Raw genomic sequence first — 15973 nt, forward strand, 5'->3', positions numbered from 1 at the left:
ACGCTTTTGTGAGCGTCGAGGTGCCACAGGCCATAACGCCCCGTTTCGCCCCGCCGCGACTTGGGCTAGAACCCGCTCATGACTCGCGACACCCGCACCGAACAGAAATTCGCCGATCTCAACCAGCCGCCGCTCTGGTCGGGCATCAACGCCTATCGTTCCGACCCGCTTTTGGTCGACGCCACGGACGCGATGCCGAAGGGCTTGCGCGACGAGTTCGACACGATCGGCCGCTATGTGACCTCGCCGGAAGCCCAGGAACTCGCGCGCATGGCGAACGAGAGCCCGCCGCAACTGCGCACGCACGGGCCGCGCGGCGAGCGCCTCGATGTCGTCGATTTCCACCCGGCCTGGCACGCCCTGATGCGCCGCTCCATGGCGACCGGCCTGCATTCCTCGCTGTGGGAGAACGTGCCGGACGAGCAGGGCAGGGCGCACCGGGCGCGTGCCGTGCGCTTCTATCTGACGGCCCAGCTCGAATGCGGCCATCTCTGCCCGCTGACCATGACCAGCGCGTCGGTCGCCGCCCTCTCCACCTCGCCGCAGGTGCAGCGCGAATGGGGTCGAAAGATCCTGTCGCGGAAATACGATTCGACCAACAAGCCCGCCATGCAGAAGACCGCCGTCACCATCGGCATGGGCATGACGGAAAAGCAGGGCGGCACGGATGTGCGCGCCAACACCTCGACCGCCGAACGCCTCGGCGAGGGCATCTACCGGCTCACCGGCCACAAGTGGTTCATGTCCGCGCCGATGAGCGACGGTTTCGTGATGCTGGCGCAGACCCGCGAGGGCGTCGGCTGCTTCCTCGTGCCGCGCCTGCTTGAGGACGGTTCGACCAACGGGCTGCGCTTCCAGCGCCTGAAGAACAAGATCGGCAACCGCTCGAATGCCTCCTCCGAGGTCGAGTTCTCCGAAACCTTTGGCTTCCTGCTCGGCACGCCCGATGCCGGCATCCGCACCATCCTCGACATGGTGACGTTGACGCGGCTCGATTGCGCGCTGGCCTCCTCCGGCATCATGCGCGCCTCGCTCGCCGAGGCCGTGCACCACACCCGCGGCCGCAATGCCTTCGGCAAGCCGCTCGTCGCCCAGCCGATCATGACGCGCGTGCTCGCCGACATGGCGCTCGATGTCGCCGCCGCGACCGCGCTTTCGCTGCGCCTCGCCGAAGCCTTCGACAAGGCGCGCGACAGTGCGGAAGACGCCGCTTACGCCCGCATCATGACGCCGGTGACGAAATACTGGTGCTGCAAGATCGCGCCCGCGCTGATCTACGAGGCGATGGAATGCATCGGCGGCAGCGGCTACGTCGAGGAGCGCCCGATCGCCCGGCACTACCGCGAGGCGCCGGTCAACGCGATCTGGGAAGGCTCGGGCAATGTGATGGCGCTCGACCTGATGCGCGTCATCGGCCGGGGCAGGGACCTGTTCGAAATGCTCTTCGCCGGGCTCGCCCGCGACCTCGGTTCGGCCGGCAAGAAGACGGTGGACGTGCTGCGCGCGGCATTGTCGCTCTGCGAGCGCGACGAGGGGGCCGCCCGCATGCTCGTCGAGCAGTTGGCGCTTGCCTCGGCGGCGGCCGAACTCTACCGCGCCGGTGCCGGCCGCATCGCCGATGCCTTCTTGGAAACGCGCCTCGCTTCCGGCTGGCGCTCGACCTACGGCATGCTCGATTCGCGCTTCGATTCGGCTTACATCGTCGACCTGCTCTATCCGCCGGCGAGATAGGCCGTTGCCGCCAGCACCATCGGAATGGTGAAGAACGACGCGATCGTCTGAAGCGTCGCGACGGCGGCGTAGAGCGGCGCGTCGCCACCCATCTGCTTGGCCAGCACATAGCCGTTCATCGCGGTGGGCACGCTGGCGCCCATGGCGATCGTCAACAGCGGCTCGCCACGCATGCCGAGCGCATAGGCGGCCCCCGTCATCACCAGCGGCATGAAGATCAGCTTCAGCACAACCGGTAACATTGCCAGCGGGCGCGGTCTCAGCGCATCGGCGAGCTTCAGCCCGGCGCCGACCATGATAAGGCCGAGGCTGAGGGAGGCGTCCGCGACCTGTTCGGCCGCCTGCATCAGCGGGTCGTAGATCCGGATTCCCGCGAGATTAACGGCGACGCCGAGCACGGAGCCGATGATCATGGGATTGGTCACGATCTTGTGCAGGAAGGTTTTGAGGCTGCGCGTGCCGCCGCCAAACCAGACGAGAATGCCGATATTGTAGAAATTGATCGGGATGATGATCAGCGTCGCCACCAGCGCGACGAGCGCAAGGCTCTGCGGGCCGTAGAGCTTTTCGGCAATCGCCAATGCGATGAAGGCATTCCAGCGCGTCGAGGTCTGGAAGATCGAGGTATAGGCCGGCCCCGAGACATTCGCCGCGCGAAAGAGCGGCCAGCAAATGGCCAGAAGCAGGGCGATGAGCGTCACCGAGCCGATGGAGCCGAGCGCCACGCTTCCGGCGGCGATACCGGAAAACTCCGCATTGGCGAGTGTCGTGAACAGCAGGCAGGGGAACAGCACGAAGAAGCCGAGCTGTTCGAGCCCGTTCCACATGTCGCGGTCGATCAACCGCCAGCGCTTGAGCAGCGTTCCCAGCACGACGAGCAGGAAGACGGGGAGGATGCTTTCGAAGATGGGGAGCATGGAACCGGATCGGCAGAGGAATGATCTCCGCTCATTCCATGCCTTGGCTGGTCTGGCAAGGCATTCGCGCGCCGGCGACCGTGTGGATATTAACCTTAATGAAGGGTTTACGTTGCGCGATCAGGGTTAACGGGTGAAGGTGGCGTTTACCTGGTGTTAACCATGTGAGCGAGTGCTGAGTATGGCCAGAACGGCCCGGATTTCGGTCATGACGACCCTGTTTTGTTTCGTGGCGGTGGATATTGCCGTGCCGCTTCTCGTGCTTGTCGCGGGCGTGGCGGTGAGCGAGATCATCTTCGCGGCCGGCGACCTTCTCGTGATGAAGAGGAGGGCGGCATGAAGTGGTTCCTGTTCCTGTGGGCCGGCCCGATCGCGCTTCTGGGCAGCTGGTACGGGCTCTCCTACTACGACATGAATTTCGGCGTCTTCATGCTGACGCGCGATGCGCATGACCTGGTGTTCCAGATCTACGGCCACATCCTCGGCATACCGCCGAAAGACCTGCCGCCCCTCGTGCTGCGCGCCATCATCTTCGACAGTTTCCTGGTGCTCGGCCTCATCGCCTTCCGCCGCCGCAAGAAGATCTGGGCCTGGTGGCAGGCTCGCCGTCAGTCGTCTTCTGACGCCCTTGCCAGCGACGAAAGCCTGTCGAGCGCGCCCTGAAGGATGAAGGAGGCGGCGGCCGAATCGATGCGTTCGGCCCGCTTCTTGCGCGACACATCCATCTCGATCAGCGTGCGCTCCGCCGCCACCGTCGACAGCCGCTCGTCCCAGTAGACGAAGGGAATTTCGGTCTTGTCGGCCATGGATCGCACGAAGGCGCGCGTCGCCTGGACGCGCGGGCCGGCGCTTCCGTCCATGTTCACCGGCAGGCCGATGACGAAGGCGACGACCTTCTCCTTGGCGGCGAACGCCAGCAGCACTTCGGCATCCTGGGTGAATTTCACGCGCTTCAGCACCGGCCGCGGCGTGGCGAGCCTGCGGCCGAGATCGGAAACCGAAAGGCCGATGGTCTTGGTGCCGAGGTCGAGGCCGGCGATCGGCTGGCCGGGGGCGAGGATGCCTGCCAGTTCTTCCAGTGTCAGCGTCGCCATGGCCAGACCCTTCTCAGCGCTTGCGGACGAATTCGGTGCGCAGCACCAGACCCTTGATGGCATCGTGCCGGCAGTCGATCTCTTCCGGGTTTTCCGTGAGGCGGATCGTCTTGATGACGGTGCCCTGTTTCAGCGTCTGCCCGGCGCCCTTCACCTTCAGGTCCTTGATCAGCACGACCGAATCGCCATCCGCAAGCACGGTGCCGCTGGCATCGCGCACCACGTTGCCCGCCGCCTTCTCCGCCGCGATCTCGGACGCCGGGCGCCATTCGCCTGTCACTTCGTCGTAGATATAATCGTCGTCGGCCATGGTGGGCTCCTTGCGAGGACATTGCTCCATCTCGAAAGCCACGCTTATAACGATCGCGCGGCGGATGGAAACGACAATCGCCGGGCCTATATTCTGCAAGCATTCAAACAGGAGACCCTCCATGAAGATTACCTGGCTCGGCCATTCCGCCTTCCGCATCGAAACGGCGAAAGCCAAGATCCTCATCGACCCCTTCTTCACCGGCAACCCCGCCTTTGACGAATCGACCCGCAAGGACGCCGTCGCCGGCCTCACCCATGTGCTGCTCACCCACGGCCACGGCGACCATGTCGGCGACACCATCCAGATCGCCCGGGAAACCGGCGCGACGGTGCTGGCAAATGCCGACCTCGCCTCCTGGCTCGGCAACAAGGGCGTCGAGAAGCTCGAAATGGGCAATACCGGCGGCACCGTGCATTTCGACGGCTTCTCCACCACCTTCGTTAACGCGCTGCATTCCTCCGCGCAGATCACCGAGGACGGCGTTTCCCATTCGCTCGGCAGCGCCAACGGCCTCGTCCTGCATTTCGAGAACGATCCCACGCTCTACCACATGGGCGACACGGACATCTTCTCCGACATGGCGCTGATCCAGGAACTGCACCAGCCGGAAATCGGCCTCGTGCCGATCGGCGACCGTTTCACCATGGGCGGTGCCGTGGCGGCGCTCGCCTGCCAGCGCTTCTTCAAGTTCGACACCGTCATTCCCTGCCACTACGGTTCCTTCGGCATCATCGACCAGACGGCCGACCTCTTCGTGCAGGCGATGGACGGCGCATCGGCCAAGATCGAGGTGCCGGGCGTGGGCAGCGTCGTCTCGCGTTGAGCTGCCGGAAAACGGGCGAGGGGGCGTGGAAGGGGCCATTCCCCCGTTGCGCCCCTTGGGCTTGGTCATTATAGCGGGTAGGAAATTTCCCACCGGAGCTTATCATGTCCGTAGATCTAGCCACCGTGAAGCGCGTCGCGCGCCTTGCCCGCATTGCCGTCAGCGAGGAAGAGGCAAACCGCATGACGGGCGAGCTGAACGGCATCCTCGGCTTCGTCGAGCAGCTTTCCGAAGTGAATGTCGAGGGCGTCGAGCCGATGACCTCCGTCACGCCGATGGTGATGCGCAAGCGCGAAGACGTCGTCAACGACGGCAGCAAGGCCGATGATATCGTCGCCAACGCGCCGGCCACCGACCGCAATTTCTTCCAGGTTCCGAAGGTTGTGGAGTAATCCTTGGCCGTCACCATCGCCGTCGAAAGCCCGTTGCAGGATGAGGTTCGCACGCTGATCGCGGAGCTGAACACGGTCCTGCTCGCGCTGTCGCCGCCCGAGGCCTGCTACCACCTCACCGTCGAGCAGATGGCCGAGCCGACCGTCACGGTCTGGATCGCCCGCGACGGCGACACCGTCGTCGGCTGCGGCGCGCTGAAGCGCCATTCCGAGACCACAGGCGAGGTGAAGCGCATGTTCACCCGGCCGGCCTGGCAGGGGCAGGGCATCGGCCGTCGCATCCTCGGCGAAATCCTTAGCGTCGCCGAACGCGAGGAGCTGACGACGCTCGTGCTCGAAACCGGCGACCAGCATCCGGCGGCCTGGGCGATCTACGAGAAGGCCGGCTTTACCCGCTGCGGCCCCGTGCTCGACTATCCGGCTTCACCGTTTTCCATATTTTACCAAAAGCAGCTTCTCGCTGCCTGACCTGAAGTGACCGCACCATGACCGATCTGACCCGCCTGACCATTGCCGAAGCCCGCGAAAAGCTCGGCGCCAAGGAGATCACCGCCGTCGAGCTGACGGACGCCTATCTCGGCGCGATCGAGGCGGCGAACCCGGCAATCAATGCCTATGTCACCGTCACGCCGGAAAAGGCGCGCGACATGGCCAAGGCCTCCGACGGCCGCATCGCCGAAGGCAAGGCCGGCGCGCTGGAAGGCATCCCGCTCGGCATCAAGGACCTGTTCGCCACCGAAGGCGTGCACACGCAGGCCTGCAGCCACATCCTCGACGGTTTTGCGCCGAAATACGAATCGACCGTCACCCAGAACCTCTGGAACGACGGCGCCGTCATGCTCGGCAAGCTGAACATGGACGAGTTCGCCATGGGCTCCTCCAACGAGTCGTCCTATTACGGCCCGGTCAAGAACCCGTGGCGCGCCACGGGCTCCAACCTCGATCTCGTGCCCGGCGGCTCGTCGGGCGGTTCTGCCGCAGCCGTCGCCGCGTTTCTCTGCGCCGGCGCCACCGCAACGGATACCGGCGGCTCGATCCGCCAGCCCGCCGCCTTCACCGGCACCGTTGGCATCAAGCCGACCTATGGCCGCTGCTCGCGCTGGGGCATCGTCGCCTTCGCCTCATCGCTCGACCAGGCCGGCCCGATCGCCCGCGACGTGCGCGATGCTGCGGTCCTCTTGAAGTCCATGGCCAGCGTTGACGCCAAGGATACGACCTCTGTGGACCTGCCGGTGCCGGATTACGAAGCCGCGCTCGGCCAGTCGCTGAAGGGCATGCGCATCGGCATCCCGCGTGAATACCGCGTCGATGGCATGCCGGAGGAGATCGAGGCGCTCTGGCAGCAGGGTATCGCCTGGCTGAAGGATGCCGGCGCCGAGATCGTCGACATTTCCCTGCCGCACACGAAATACGCGCTCCCGGCCTATTACATCGTGGCGCCCGCGGAAGCCTCGTCGAACCTCGCCCGCTACGACGGCGTGCGCTACGGCCTGCGCGTCGACGGCAAGGACATCGTCGACATGTACGAGAAGACGCGCGCGGCCGGCTTCGGCACCGAGGTCAAGCGCCGCATCATGATCGGCACCTACGTCCTGTCGGCCGGCTACTACGACGCCTATTACCTCCAGGCCCAGAAGGTTCGCACGCTGATCAAGCGCGACTTCGAACTCGCCTTCAACGCCGGCGTCGACGCGATCCTCACCCCCGCCACCCCGTCCTCGGCCTTCGGCATCGCCGACGAGGATCTCGCCTCCGATCCGGTGAAGATGTATCTCCAGGACATCTTCACCGTGACGGTGAACATGGCGGGCCTGCCGGGCCTCTCCGTCCCCGCCGGTCTCGACCACAAGGGCCTGCCCCTCAGCCTCCAGCTGATCGGCAAGCCCTTCGAGGAAGAAATCCTCTTCAAGACCGCCCATGTCATCGAAAAGGCCGCCGGCCGCTTCACGCCGAACAAGTGGTGGTAAGGGGCACTTCGCCCTCTACCTCGGTCATCGCCAAAACGTGTCGTAACGGCAACACCTGCCGTTACGAGAGGCGTGCCTGCGCTTTTTTCGCTTGATCCCCGCATAAGTCGAGAATAAACGCGCCCTCCCGGTCGTTCAGCCGGTGCGGATGTCAACGGATGGAGTTTCACGCTCCTCCCGCGCGAGGCGGCCCTGCCGTCGTCGTGTACGGATGCCGCACCATGAAGACTGGTTTGCGGACCTAGCTCAGCGGTAGAGCGCCGGACATTCCTCCGGAGGTCGCGGGTTCGATTCCCGTTGTCTGCTCCATTGGATAGCTCAGTGGTAGAGCATCAGACTGTTACTCTGACTGTGGAAGGTTCGAATCCTTCTCCAAACAGCCTTCCAAGCTGTCTCGATATCCGGTCCGGGGACCGGACTGCGGACGGCGGACCGGGGAACCCGGAAAGCCCGACGCCGGACGTTTGCGGTCCGGTTCGCGGTGACGGCCAAGCCGCCTTCCGGCCAGCGAGGGAGCGTGACGCTCCCGAGCCCGCCGAAAGGCCGCGCGGTCCTCTCCCGAAAGCCCACCGCCGATGGCCGCCATCCGGTCCTCGGATCACTCTTCGCATGCCCCGCCCGCGGGTTCCCCGGGCGATCAGGGTTTCTCTGGGAACTGACAAGACAACTTGCCGATGCCAAACGACATCATCAACGAAAGGAAGATCGGTTCGTGACGTAGCGTATGACCCGAAGGAGCAAGAACAATGACGACGTTTCTCGATATGATTTTGGGGCGCCAGCGCGTCCTCGTGAAGGCCAACGAACGCGTGCTCGCCCTCTACAGGGGAGAGGTGCTCGGCATTTTCGGACCGGGCGAACACGCCCTGCCGAACCGCCGCGGCATGCTCGAGCTGGAGCGCCACGACGTGAACCGCCCGGCCTTCACTTCCGCCTATGAGAAGCCGTTGTTCGACACGCTCCCGGTGGTGGCAACCCGCGAACTGACGGTCTTCCGGACGGCAAGCCGCGATGTGGCGGTCGTCGAGCGCGACGGCGAGCTCTTTTCGGTGCTCGCGCCGAACCAGAAGCTCGTGGTGTGGAACGCGGCAGGTCCGTGGACCGAGACGCGCGTCGATCTCAAGGATCGGCTCGACATCGATCCGGAGCTGATGCGCCGGCTGACGCGCGCCCGCCGCACGGAGCTGACGACGGCCTTCATCGTCAACGATGGTCAGGTCGGCCTGCTCTTCGTCGACGGGATGCACCAGCGCACGCTGGAGCCGGGCATGCACGCCTTCTGGAACGTCGGCAAGACGATCCAAGTGCGCGTGGTCGACCTCAAGCGCCAGTCGCTCGACGTGACCGGTCAGGAACTGCTGACCCGGGACAAGGTCACGATCCGGGTGAACATTTCCGCCGAATACCGCGTCGCCGACCCGCTGAAGGCGGTCTCGGAGGTGAAGGACTTTGCGGATGCCCTGTACCGGGCGCTGCAGTTCGCCTTCCGCCAGACGCTCGGCACGCTGACGCTCGACCAGATCCTTGAGCGCAAGGTGACGGTCAACGCGGAGGCCGCCGAGAAGGTGCGCGCCGACATGGCGGCGATCGGGATCGAGGTCTCGGCCATCGAGCTCAAGGACGTGATCCTGCCGGGCGAGATGCGCGACCTCCTCAACCAGGTCGTCGCGGCGGAAAAGCAGGCCGAAGCCAACATCATCCGCCGCCGCGAGGAAACGAACGCCACCCGTTCGCTGCTCAACACGGCAAAGGTGATGGCGGAAAACCCGGTCATGCTGCGGCTGAAGGAGCTCGAAGCCCTTGAAGCCATCGCCGGAAAGGTGGAGCGCCTGACCATCCACAACGGGACGGCGGGTCTGATGAACGATATCGTCCAGCTCCGCGACAAGTAAGGGAGCGCCCGGCCGGCAAGGCCGGGCGGTTCCGTTTTGCGACAACGCTCCCCATCATCTCCGTGGATAGACCTTTGGCTCTCTCGCCAAGGGCGGGGCGCAATGCTTTGATGGCGGTATGATCACCGTTCGCAACGCCCGTGAGGAGGATGTTCCGGCCATCGTCGAAATCGGCGTTCGGGCCTGGGAACAGGCCGTCGTCGGTGTCGCCGACCTTCAGGTGCGGCGCGACCACGCCCGCAATGCCTTCCAGCAGTTCCTCGGCCGCCATTGGCTGCGGGTGAGCGTCGCCGAGTTCGACGGCGGACTTGCCGGCTGGGCCTCACGCGAATCTTTCGACGACGAGATCACCGACCTATGGGTCGATCCGCTCCATCAGAAGAAGGGTGTTGGCGCAGCGTTGCTCGCGGTCATGGAGGCGGAAATCATCGCCGCCGACTTCGAGGCGGCACGCCTCCAGACCCATGCGCGCAACACGGCGGCCGTGGGGTTCTTCCAGAAGCATGGCTATTCCGTTAGCTGGCTTTCCGTCGATTATTCCGAGCGTCTCGACAGGGACGTGGAATCGATCGGCCTGCGCCGGCAGCTCGTCGAGGATGCGCCGATCGGCTACGGGCCGGACGGGTTTTGAGGGGGGAGGCGGGGCTTTCGCCGCGCCTCCCGCCCCTTCTTATTGGTTGTCCAGTTGCGAGCGCACCAACTCCAGCCCCCGCTGCGTGATGCGGTAGGGCCTGCCGCCGGAGGACGCGATGCTGCGCCGGCGCTTCAGCTTGCGGAAGAGCTCGATATCGAGCCCGCTGGCGCGCCAGCCGTCCCGCGTAATGCAGGCGACGCTCACGATCTTGCGGTTTTCGTCTTTTTCGATGTCGATCCTGCCGCCCTGGGCGAGCAGGTGGAGAATGCGCTGTTCGGCGCGGGAAATGTCCATTGTCTTGAGAAATCCGTCTGGCGTTCGAATGAACGCGAAAAAACGTTCCGCCACCCACGGGGTGGCAGGGTTCATCGTTTTTTCTGACCCTGCGCGCATTGATGAGCGGGCAGGGTCCTCAGCAGGTCTCTGACGAGTTAGACATCAAAACTCCACAAGCATGTCGCGCAAAAGTGTTTGCGGTTTTGCGAGAACGACATGCTCAACGAACATTCCTAAATCGGATCCCGCCTTGAAAAGGTGGAATCCGATTTAGCCGGATGTCCCGAAATAACCGCGACATTCGCGAACGTCAATGCGTCGGCCAGATCAGCGAGTGGTGCAGCATAACACCCGTCTTCACGCCATCGGCGGCGGCAAGCGTGATGTTTCCCGGGCCGAGCGCGATGTCGCCGGCGGCATAAAGCCCGGGGAGAGACGTCTGGCCGGTCTCGTCCGTCTGGATGATCTTGCCGACCGGCGTTTCCTTCAGCGTGAGGCCGCGATCGCCGGGGATCGCGCTGCGCACCCGCGCTTCCGGCATGACGAAGAGCGCCTTGACCAGCGTCGGAATGCCCGGCCCGGTCTCGACGGAGAGCATGCCGTTCGGCCCATCCGCGATGGCCGTGACGCGGCCCGGCCGCAGCTTTACGGCGCGCTGCTCCAGCAAGGCGAGGGTCGCGTCGTCCGGCTCCGGCGTCCCGTTGGTGAAGAGCGTCACGCCGCCCCAATCGGCGACAAGCGCCGCGAAGCGCGCGGCATCCGCCGTGCGGGCCAGCACGCCGACCGGCCCGCCGCCGACCTCGTAGCCGTGGCAATAGGGGCAATGCAGCACCGTCTTGCCCCAGCGCTCGGCAAGGCCGGGCACATCCGGCAGCTGGTCCTCGAAGCCGGTGGCGAGCAGAACGCGCCGGGCGTCGATCCGCCCGCCATCGCCGGTGAGGATGGAAAAGCCGTCGATCTCGCCCTCCAGCTTTTCGGCCGGCGCGTCGCGGAAGGTGACGGTCTCGTAGGCGGCAAGCTGGCGGCGGGCATCCGCCAGAATATCGCGCCCCGGCCGGCCATCCTGCGCGAGGAAGCCATGGGAATGCGGGGAGAAGCGGTTGCGCGGTTCGCCGGTGTCGAGAATGGTGATGCGGCGGCGGGCGCGGGCGAGCTGCATGGCAGCGGAAAGGCCGGCAAAGCCCCCGCCGATGATGATGGCATCTTCGGTCATGGTAGATCCTTTCATGGAACGTGCGGCATCGTTCGCCCGGCGGGTACCGGTCGTTCGATGCGGGTCTTTGGAGTTGGCTGCCGTCAGCCCGTATCGGCCCGGCAGTGTTTTACCGCCACCCGAAAGTCGGCGGCGAGATCGGCAAGCGTCGTGCCGGCAAAGCGCGCCATCAGGATTGCTTCCGCATCCTTCAGCGCATCGCCGATTACCCGGTTGACGGATTGCTCGACCACGCAGCCCGGCATTTCCGTCGCCGGGCCGATCTGGAAGACGATCGGTTCGCCGAGCGCATTGTAGATGTCGAGCAGCGAGATCTCGGCAAGCGGCCTGGCAAAGTGCCAGCCGCCGCCATGGCCGCGGCCGGATTGCACGATGCCGGCATCGCGAAGCCCGGCCATGGTGCGCCGCACGACGACGGCGTTGGTATCGAGGCAAAGCGCGAGATCGTCCGAGGTCATCGGCGCGTCGCGCTCGGCCATGTGCATGAGTGCGTGAAGCACGGCGGAAAGGCGGCTGTTTCTTTTCATGTAACAATAATAGTTACGAAATGCGCCGCATGTCAACCTTGTCGACGAGAGGGTGATCTCAGCCGGCGCGCAGCATCTGGTAAAGGGAAGGACCGAAGATTAGCGTCACCGGGATCAGCGCCGCGTGCAGGATCAGGATTGCCATCAACTGCGTGCGAAACGGCTCCTTGCGCGTCTTGTGCCGCAGCAACCGTTGCGCGGCAAAGGCGCCGAGGCTGCCGCCGATAAACGCGAATTGCAGCAGCCGCGCTTCGGAAACACGCCAATGGCCATCCCGCGCGGCCTCCTTGTCCCACCAGAAGACGCAGAACGTCACGACGTTCACGAGAAGGAAAATGATCAGAAGCGTTGTTGCCGTGCCCATCGCCTGTCTTTAGCCGATCATCCTTGCGGCTTGGCTAACGACGGCGCGCCGCACCCGCTGAAAACCTTGCGCGGCCTGCCCATATGTTCTACCGAGACAGCAACCGAAGACACCCGAGCCAAGAGCCTGCCATGACCCTCGTCGACGTCCGCACCCCCGATCCGAAACGCTTCATTCCCGGCGCCACCGGCGATTGGGAAGTCATCATCGGCATGGAGGTGCACGCGCAGGTTCTCTCCAATTCCAAGCTGTTTTCCGGTGCCTCCACCGAGTTCGGCAAGGCGCCGAATGCCAACGTTTCGCTCGTCGATGCCGCCATGCCCGGCATGCTGCCGGTCATCAACGAGGAATGCGTGCGCCAAGCCGTGCGCACTGGCCTCGGCCTCAAGGCGCAGATCAACCATCGCTCGATCTTCGACCGCAAGAACTACTTCTATCCGGACCTGCCGCAGGGCTACCAGATCTCGCAGTTCAAGGACCCGATCGTCGGCGAGGGCAAGATCGTCATCTCGCTCGGCCCCGACCGCCAGGGCAATTTCGAGGATATCGAAATCGGCATCGAGCGCCTGCATCTGGAGCAGGACGCCGGCAAGTCGATGCACGACCAGCATCCGACCATGTCCTATGTCGACCTCAACCGTTCGGGCGTGGCGCTGATGGAGATCGTCTCGAAGCCGGACATGCGCTCGTCCGACGAGGCCAAGGCCTATATGACGAAGCTGCGCTCCATCGTGCGCTATCTCGGCACCTGCGACGGCAACATGGACGAGGGCTCGATGCGCGCTGACGTCAACGTCTCCGTGCGCCGCCCGGGCGAAGGTTTTGGCACGCGCTGCGAGATCAAGAACGTCAACTCCATCCGCTTCATCGGCCAGGCGATCGAATACGAAGCCCGCCGTCAGATCGGTATTCTGGAGGATGGCGGTTCGATCGATCAGGAAACCCGTCTCTTCGATCCCGGCAAGGGCGAGACGCGCTCGATGCGCTCGAAGGAAGACGCGCACGACTACCGCTACTTCCCCGATCCGGACCTGCTGCCGCTGGAATTCGACAACGAATTCGTCGGCAAGCTGCTGGCCGACCTGCCGGAACTGCCGGACGACAAGAAGATTCGCTTCGTCAAGGATCTGGGCCTTTCCGTCTACGACGCCTCGGTGCTGGTCTCCGAAAAGGCGATTGCTGACTATTACGAGGCCGTTGCCGCCGGCCGCGACGGCAAGATTGCCGCCAACTGGGTGATCAACGACTTGCTGGGCGCCTTGAACAAGGACGGCAAAGCCATTGAAGAGACTCCGGTTTCGCCCGACCAGCTCGGCGGCATCATCGATCTCATCAAGGACGGCACCATCTCCGGCAAGATCGCCAAGGACCTCTTCGAGATCGTCTGGACCGAAGGCGGCAACCCGGCCGAGATCGTCGAGACGCGCGGCATGAAGCAGGTGACGGACACCGGCGCCATCGAGAAGGCGGTCGACGAGATCATTGCCGCCAACCCGGACCAGGTGGCCAAGGTTCTGGCCAAGCCGACGCTTGCCGGCTGGTTCGTCGGCCAGGTGATGAAGGCGACGGGCGGCAAGGCCAATCCGCAGGCCGTGCAGGCCCTCGTCAAGGCCAAGCTCGGCCTGGAGGACTGATCCCGTGTTCTTCGTCCGCACGGCGTCCGAGGGCGATCTGGTCAAGGTCAGCGCGCTGCTGGCCGAGACGTGGCACGCGACCTATGACGCCCTCTACGGTGCCGACAAGGTAAGCCAGATCACCGCGCGCTGGCATGCCGTGCCGGCGCTGAAAAGCCGGCTGGAGCGCAAGGACGCGGAATTCGTCGTGGCCGACAACGGCAAGGAACTTGCCGGCATGGGCTTTGCGGCCATGTGGAAGGAACGGCCGAAGACCGTGCTGCTGCACCAGCTCTACGTGCTGCCGCGCTACCAGCGGCAGGGCATCGGCCGCGACATGTTCGCCGAGCTGGAAACCTGCTTTCCCGATGCCAATGCGATGATCCTCGAAGTCGATCCGCGCAACGATGCGGCGATCGCCTTCTACTACGCGCACGGCTTTGCCAAGGTCGGCGAGTCGAAACACACGGCGGACGACGTTTCGGGCGTGCCGCTGCATGTCTACGAGAAGCCGCTCGGCGCCTGAGTGCGGCGAAAAGGCGTGTGCGAAGGCGTGGGAATCGCTGGACATTCCGGCGCCCGCGCGCCATAAGCGGAAGAATATTCAGTCGCGGGCCGCGCTTCCGGCATGGCCCTGCCAAGGATGCCAACCCATGAACCTCCTCACGCAGATTTTCACCTGGTGGAACGGTCAGACGATCGGCACCCGTTTTCACACCTGGCGCTTCGGCACCAAGGTCGGCGAAGACGAATTGGGCAATATCTACTATCAGGGCACGGCCAAGGATTCCGAAGGCCGCACGCGCCGCTGGGTGATCTACAAAGGTTATGCCGAAGCCTCCGCCATCCCGCCGGGCTGGCACGGCTGGATGCACCACCGCACGGATGTTTCCCCCGCCGACGAGACCTACAAGGCGCGCGAATGGGAAAAGCCGCACCGCCCGAACGGGACCGGCAGCGCGCAGGCCTATCGCCCGCCGGGCTCGATCGCCGTTGCCGGCGAGCGTCCGCGCGTGACGGGCGACTACGATGCCTGGACGCCGGGCAACTGATACCGATTTGGCCACAATTCGCCGGTAGCTCCAAGCGGCCGGCGAAAACCGGTGCAGATCGCAGGAGACGGCATTCATGACATTCGGGTTTTTTCGGGCAAACGCCGGACGGCGGTTCGTTTCGGTCGCGCTTGCGGCCGTCGGCGTCGTCGCGACACCCGCCCTGTCCCAGGCCGCGCGGGTGGAAAACCCGGTCGCCGTCTTCTCCGGCATCGACAAGATAACCGGCCGCATCACCAATTTCGACGTCTATATCGGCGAGACGGTGCAGTTCGGCGCGCTCCAGGTGACGCCGAAGGTCTGCTACAGCCGCGACGACACCGAGGCGCAGAAGGTCACCACCTTCGTCGAGGTCGACGAAATCACCCTCGACCGCAAGATCCGTCGCATCTTCACCGGCTGGATGTTCGCCGACAGCCCCGGCCTCAACGCCGTCGAGCACCCCGTCTATGACGTCTGGCTCATCGAGTGCAAGGCCAAGTCCGACGTACCGCCGCCGGAAGATGCAGAGACGAAGACCGAGTAGGCTTCGATTTTCCCAAGAATGCTAAAACGGCAGATGTGGTGACGCCAGCGCGTTCGCCAGCATGTCTTCGTATTCGATCTTCGGCACGTCGACTGCGCCGAACGACTTCAGGTGCTCGGTGGTGAACTGCGTGTCGAGCAGTCGGAAGCCGCGGGCTTTCAGCCGCTCCACCAGATGCACGAGGCAGATTTTCGAGGCGTCGGTGCGGCGGGAGAACATGCTCTCGCCGAAGAAGGCCGCGCCCAGCGAGACGCCGTAGAGGCCGCCGATGAGGCGATCGCCCTCCCATGCCTCCACCGAATGGGCATGGCCCATGCGGTGCAGTGTTCCGTAGAGCGAGCGGATCTTTGCGTTGATCCAGGTCGACGGCCGATCGGGTGCGGCTTCGGCGCAGGCGGCCATCACCGCGTCGAAGGCGGTGTCGAAGCGGATGTCGAACGGGTTTTTGCGGATGGTTTTCGCAAGGCTGCGCGAGACGTGGAACTCATCGAGCGGAATGACGCCCCGCATGTCCGGCTCGACCCAGAAGAGCTCCGGGTCGTCCGCCGAATCGGCCATCGGGAAGAGCCCGATGGAATAGGCGCGCAAAAGCAGTTCCGGCGTGATTTCCGGGTGCCGTCCGCGACGCCCTGCCATAAC

General features: G+C 64.5%; 21 protein-coding genes and 1 tRNA gene. 14 read left to right on the plus strand and 8 right to left on the minus strand.

Annotated features, from left to right (window positions below):
- Positions 1-78: 78 nt before the first annotated feature.
- Positions 79-1731 carry an acyl-CoA dehydrogenase family protein gene (locus tag AC1RWL_RS19500; protein ID WP_439617087.1) on the plus strand — a complete coding sequence of 551 codons (1653 nt, stop codon included), beginning with the start codon at positions 79-81 and terminating at the stop codon, positions 1729-1731.
- Here AC1RWL_RS19500 and AC1RWL_RS19505 read toward each other — a convergent pair.
- On the minus strand, positions 1713-2648 hold the full coding sequence (locus AC1RWL_RS19505) for an AEC family transporter (RefSeq protein ID WP_493096288.1): 936 nt from the start codon (positions 2646-2648) through the stop codon (positions 1713-1715). The genes AC1RWL_RS19500 and AC1RWL_RS19505 overlap by 19 nt on opposite strands.
- A gap of 208 nt (positions 2649-2856) precedes the next feature.
- Here AC1RWL_RS19505 and AC1RWL_RS19510 point away from each other — a divergent pair, with 208 nt between their 5' ends.
- Both AC1RWL_RS19510 and AC1RWL_RS19515 read left to right on the plus strand, forming a co-directional pair.
- Positions 2857-2988: a hypothetical protein gene (locus AC1RWL_RS19510; RefSeq protein ID WP_256119034.1), complete on the plus strand. Its 132-nt coding sequence runs from the start codon at positions 2857-2859 to the stop codon at positions 2986-2988.
- Positions 2985-3311 (plus strand): DUF6105 family protein, encoded by a 327-nt coding sequence (locus AC1RWL_RS19515; RefSeq protein WP_493096287.1) that lies wholly within the window; start codon positions 2985-2987, stop codon positions 3309-3311. The genes AC1RWL_RS19510 and AC1RWL_RS19515 overlap by 4 nt, the downstream gene beginning before the upstream one ends.
- Here the strand turns inward: AC1RWL_RS19515 and ruvX are convergent.
- On the minus strand, positions 3257-3742 hold the full coding sequence (ruvX, locus tag AC1RWL_RS19520) for a Holliday junction resolvase RuvX (RefSeq protein WP_493096286.1): 486 nt from the start codon (positions 3740-3742) through the stop codon (positions 3257-3259). The genes AC1RWL_RS19515 and ruvX overlap by 55 nt on opposite strands.
- Before the next feature lie 13 nt (positions 3743-3755).
- On the minus strand, positions 3756-4052 hold the full coding sequence (locus tag AC1RWL_RS19525) for an alkylphosphonate utilization protein (protein ID WP_256119037.1): 297 nt from the start codon (positions 4050-4052) through the stop codon (positions 3756-3758).
- Between the two features lie 121 nt (positions 4053-4173).
- Between AC1RWL_RS19525 and AC1RWL_RS19530 the strand changes: the two genes are divergently transcribed.
- The 7 genes from AC1RWL_RS19530 to AC1RWL_RS19560 all read left to right on the plus strand — a co-directional run bounded on the left by AC1RWL_RS19530 (position 4174) and on the right by AC1RWL_RS19560 (position 9760).
- Positions 4174-4878: a metal-dependent hydrolase gene (locus tag AC1RWL_RS19530; RefSeq protein WP_439628031.1), complete on the plus strand. Its 705-nt coding sequence runs from the start codon at positions 4174-4176 to the stop codon at positions 4876-4878.
- A 104-nt stretch (positions 4879-4982) separates the two neighbouring features.
- Positions 4983-5270, plus strand: a complete 288-nt coding sequence (gene gatC, locus AC1RWL_RS19535) for an Asp-tRNA(Asn)/Glu-tRNA(Gln) amidotransferase subunit GatC (protein WP_256119040.1) — start codon at positions 4983-4985, stop codon at positions 5268-5270.
- Between the two features lie 3 nt (positions 5271-5273).
- Positions 5274-5738, plus strand: a complete 465-nt coding sequence (locus AC1RWL_RS19540) for a GNAT family N-acetyltransferase (RefSeq protein ID WP_493096285.1) — start codon at positions 5274-5276, stop codon at positions 5736-5738.
- 17 nt (positions 5739-5755) lie between these two features.
- Positions 5756-7237: an Asp-tRNA(Asn)/Glu-tRNA(Gln) amidotransferase subunit GatA gene (gene gatA / locus AC1RWL_RS19545; RefSeq protein WP_493096284.1), complete on the plus strand. Its 1482-nt coding sequence runs from the start codon at positions 5756-5758 to the stop codon at positions 7235-7237.
- A 235-nt stretch (positions 7238-7472) separates the two neighbouring features.
- Positions 7473-7546, plus strand: a tRNA-OTHER gene (locus AC1RWL_RS19550).
- 437 nt (positions 7547-7983) lie between these two features.
- Complete coding sequence (locus tag AC1RWL_RS19555; RefSeq protein ID WP_493096283.1) at positions 7984-9129, plus strand: slipin family protein; 1146 nt, start codon at positions 7984-7986, stop codon at positions 9127-9129.
- Between the two features lie 118 nt (positions 9130-9247).
- Complete coding sequence (locus AC1RWL_RS19560) at positions 9248-9760, plus strand: GNAT family N-acetyltransferase (protein ID WP_493096282.1); 513 nt, start codon at positions 9248-9250, stop codon at positions 9758-9760.
- 39 nt (positions 9761-9799) lie between these two features.
- Here the strand turns inward: AC1RWL_RS19560 and AC1RWL_RS19565 are convergent, their stop codons facing one another.
- The 4 genes from AC1RWL_RS19565 to AC1RWL_RS19580 all read right to left on the minus strand — a co-directional run bounded on the left by AC1RWL_RS19565 (position 9800) and on the right by AC1RWL_RS19580 (position 12143).
- The gene (locus AC1RWL_RS19565; RefSeq protein ID WP_256119045.1) at positions 9800-10057 is read right to left on the minus strand and encodes a YjhX family toxin; all 258 of its coding nucleotides are present in this window, start codon (positions 10055-10057) and stop codon (positions 9800-9802) included.
- A 292-nt stretch (positions 10058-10349) separates the two neighbouring features.
- The gene (locus AC1RWL_RS19570; RefSeq protein ID WP_493096281.1) at positions 10350-11252 is read right to left on the minus strand and encodes an NAD(P)/FAD-dependent oxidoreductase; all 903 of its coding nucleotides are present in this window, start codon (positions 11250-11252) and stop codon (positions 10350-10352) included.
- 83 nt (positions 11253-11335) lie between these two features.
- Positions 11336-11779, minus strand: coding sequence for an RrF2 family transcriptional regulator (locus AC1RWL_RS19575; protein ID WP_493096280.1), 444 nt, complete (start codon positions 11777-11779; stop codon positions 11336-11338).
- Positions 11780-11837: 58 nt separating this feature from the next.
- Positions 11838-12143 carry a DUF1294 domain-containing protein gene (locus AC1RWL_RS19580; RefSeq protein ID WP_493096279.1) on the minus strand — a complete coding sequence of 102 codons (306 nt, stop codon included), beginning with the start codon at positions 12141-12143 and terminating at the stop codon, positions 11838-11840.
- A 131-nt stretch (positions 12144-12274) separates the two neighbouring features.
- On the opposite strand from AC1RWL_RS19580, the gene gatB reads away from it, so the two are divergent.
- The 4 genes from gatB to AC1RWL_RS19600 all read left to right on the plus strand — a co-directional run bounded on the left by gatB (position 12275) and on the right by AC1RWL_RS19600 (position 15334).
- The gene (gene gatB / locus AC1RWL_RS19585) at positions 12275-13777 is read left to right on the plus strand and encodes an Asp-tRNA(Asn)/Glu-tRNA(Gln) amidotransferase subunit GatB (protein WP_439617098.1); all 1503 of its coding nucleotides are present in this window, start codon (positions 12275-12277) and stop codon (positions 13775-13777) included.
- Between the two features lie 4 nt (positions 13778-13781).
- Positions 13782-14282: a GNAT family N-acetyltransferase gene (locus AC1RWL_RS19590; protein ID WP_493096278.1), complete on the plus strand. Its 501-nt coding sequence runs from the start codon at positions 13782-13784 to the stop codon at positions 14280-14282.
- Positions 14283-14409: 127 nt separating this feature from the next.
- Positions 14410-14808: an NADH:ubiquinone oxidoreductase subunit NDUFA12 gene (locus AC1RWL_RS19595; RefSeq protein ID WP_493096277.1), complete on the plus strand. Its 399-nt coding sequence runs from the start codon at positions 14410-14412 to the stop codon at positions 14806-14808.
- A 76-nt stretch (positions 14809-14884) separates the two neighbouring features.
- Positions 14885-15334, plus strand: a complete 450-nt coding sequence (locus AC1RWL_RS19600; protein WP_493096276.1) for a DUF2155 domain-containing protein — start codon at positions 14885-14887, stop codon at positions 15332-15334.
- A gap of 21 nt (positions 15335-15355) precedes the next feature.
- Here the strand turns inward: AC1RWL_RS19600 and aat are convergent, their stop codons facing one another.
- Positions 15356-15970, minus strand: coding sequence for a leucyl/phenylalanyl-tRNA--protein transferase (aat, locus tag AC1RWL_RS19605; RefSeq protein ID WP_493096275.1), 615 nt, complete (start codon positions 15968-15970; stop codon positions 15356-15358).
- Between the last annotated feature and the right edge of the window lie 3 nt (positions 15971-15973).

It is taken from the genome of Shinella sp. GW821-FHT10F02 (assembly GCF_058809275.1).

Bases quoted from the DNA above. Each gene is read 5' to 3' on its own strand.
- AC1RWL_RS19580 (WP_493096279.1), bottom strand. From the start codon at position 12,143: ATGGGCACGGCAACAACGCTTCTGATCATTTTCCTTCTCGTGAACGTC.
- AC1RWL_RS19510 (WP_256119034.1), top strand. From the start codon at position 2,857: ATGACGACCCTGTTTTGTTTCGTGGCGGTGGATATTGCCGTGCCGCTT.
- AC1RWL_RS19530 (WP_439628031.1), top strand. From the start codon at position 4,174: ATGAAGATTACCTGGCTCGGCCATTCCGCCTTCCGCATCGAAACGGCG.
- gatC (WP_256119040.1), top strand. From the start codon at position 4,983: ATGTCCGTAGATCTAGCCACCGTGAAGCGCGTCGCGCGCCTTGCCCGC.
- AC1RWL_RS19505 (WP_493096288.1), bottom strand. From the start codon at position 2,648: ATGCTCCCCATCTTCGAAAGCATCCTCCCCGTCTTCCTGCTCGTCGTG.
- AC1RWL_RS19555 (WP_493096283.1), top strand. From the start codon at position 7,984: ATGACGACGTTTCTCGATATGATTTTGGGGCGCCAGCGCGTCCTCGTG.
- AC1RWL_RS19595 (WP_493096277.1), top strand. From the start codon at position 14,410: ATGAACCTCCTCACGCAGATTTTCACCTGGTGGAACGGTCAGACGATC.
- AC1RWL_RS19575 (WP_493096280.1), bottom strand. From the start codon at position 11,779: ATGAAAAGAAACAGCCGCCTTTCCGCCGTGCTTCACGCACTCATGCAC.
- AC1RWL_RS19500 (WP_439617087.1), top strand. From the start codon at position 79: ATGACTCGCGACACCCGCACCGAACAGAAATTCGCCGATCTCAACCAG.
- AC1RWL_RS19525 (WP_256119037.1), bottom strand. From the start codon at position 4,052: ATGGCCGACGACGATTATATCTACGACGAAGTGACAGGCGAATGGCGC.
- AC1RWL_RS19515 (WP_493096287.1), top strand. From the start codon at position 2,985: ATGAAGTGGTTCCTGTTCCTGTGGGCCGGCCCGATCGCGCTTCTGGGC.
- AC1RWL_RS19570 (WP_493096281.1), bottom strand. From the start codon at position 11,252: ATGACCGAAGATGCCATCATCATCGGCGGGGGCTTTGCCGGCCTTTCC.
- AC1RWL_RS19560 (WP_493096282.1), top strand. From the start codon at position 9,248: ATGATCACCGTTCGCAACGCCCGTGAGGAGGATGTTCCGGCCATCGTC.
- aat (WP_493096275.1), bottom strand. From the start codon at position 15,970: ATGGCAGGGCGTCGCGGACGGCACCCGGAAATCACGCCGGAACTGCTT.
- AC1RWL_RS19600 (WP_493096276.1), top strand. From the start codon at position 14,885: ATGACATTCGGGTTTTTTCGGGCAAACGCCGGACGGCGGTTCGTTTCG.
- ruvX (WP_493096286.1), bottom strand. From the start codon at position 3,742: ATGGCGACGCTGACACTGGAAGAACTGGCAGGCATCCTCGCCCCCGGC.
- gatA (WP_493096284.1), top strand. From the start codon at position 5,756: ATGACCGATCTGACCCGCCTGACCATTGCCGAAGCCCGCGAAAAGCTC.
- gatB (WP_439617098.1), top strand. From the start codon at position 12,275: ATGACCCTCGTCGACGTCCGCACCCCCGATCCGAAACGCTTCATTCCC.
- AC1RWL_RS19565 (WP_256119045.1), bottom strand. From the start codon at position 10,057: ATGGACATTTCCCGCGCCGAACAGCGCATTCTCCACCTGCTCGCCCAG.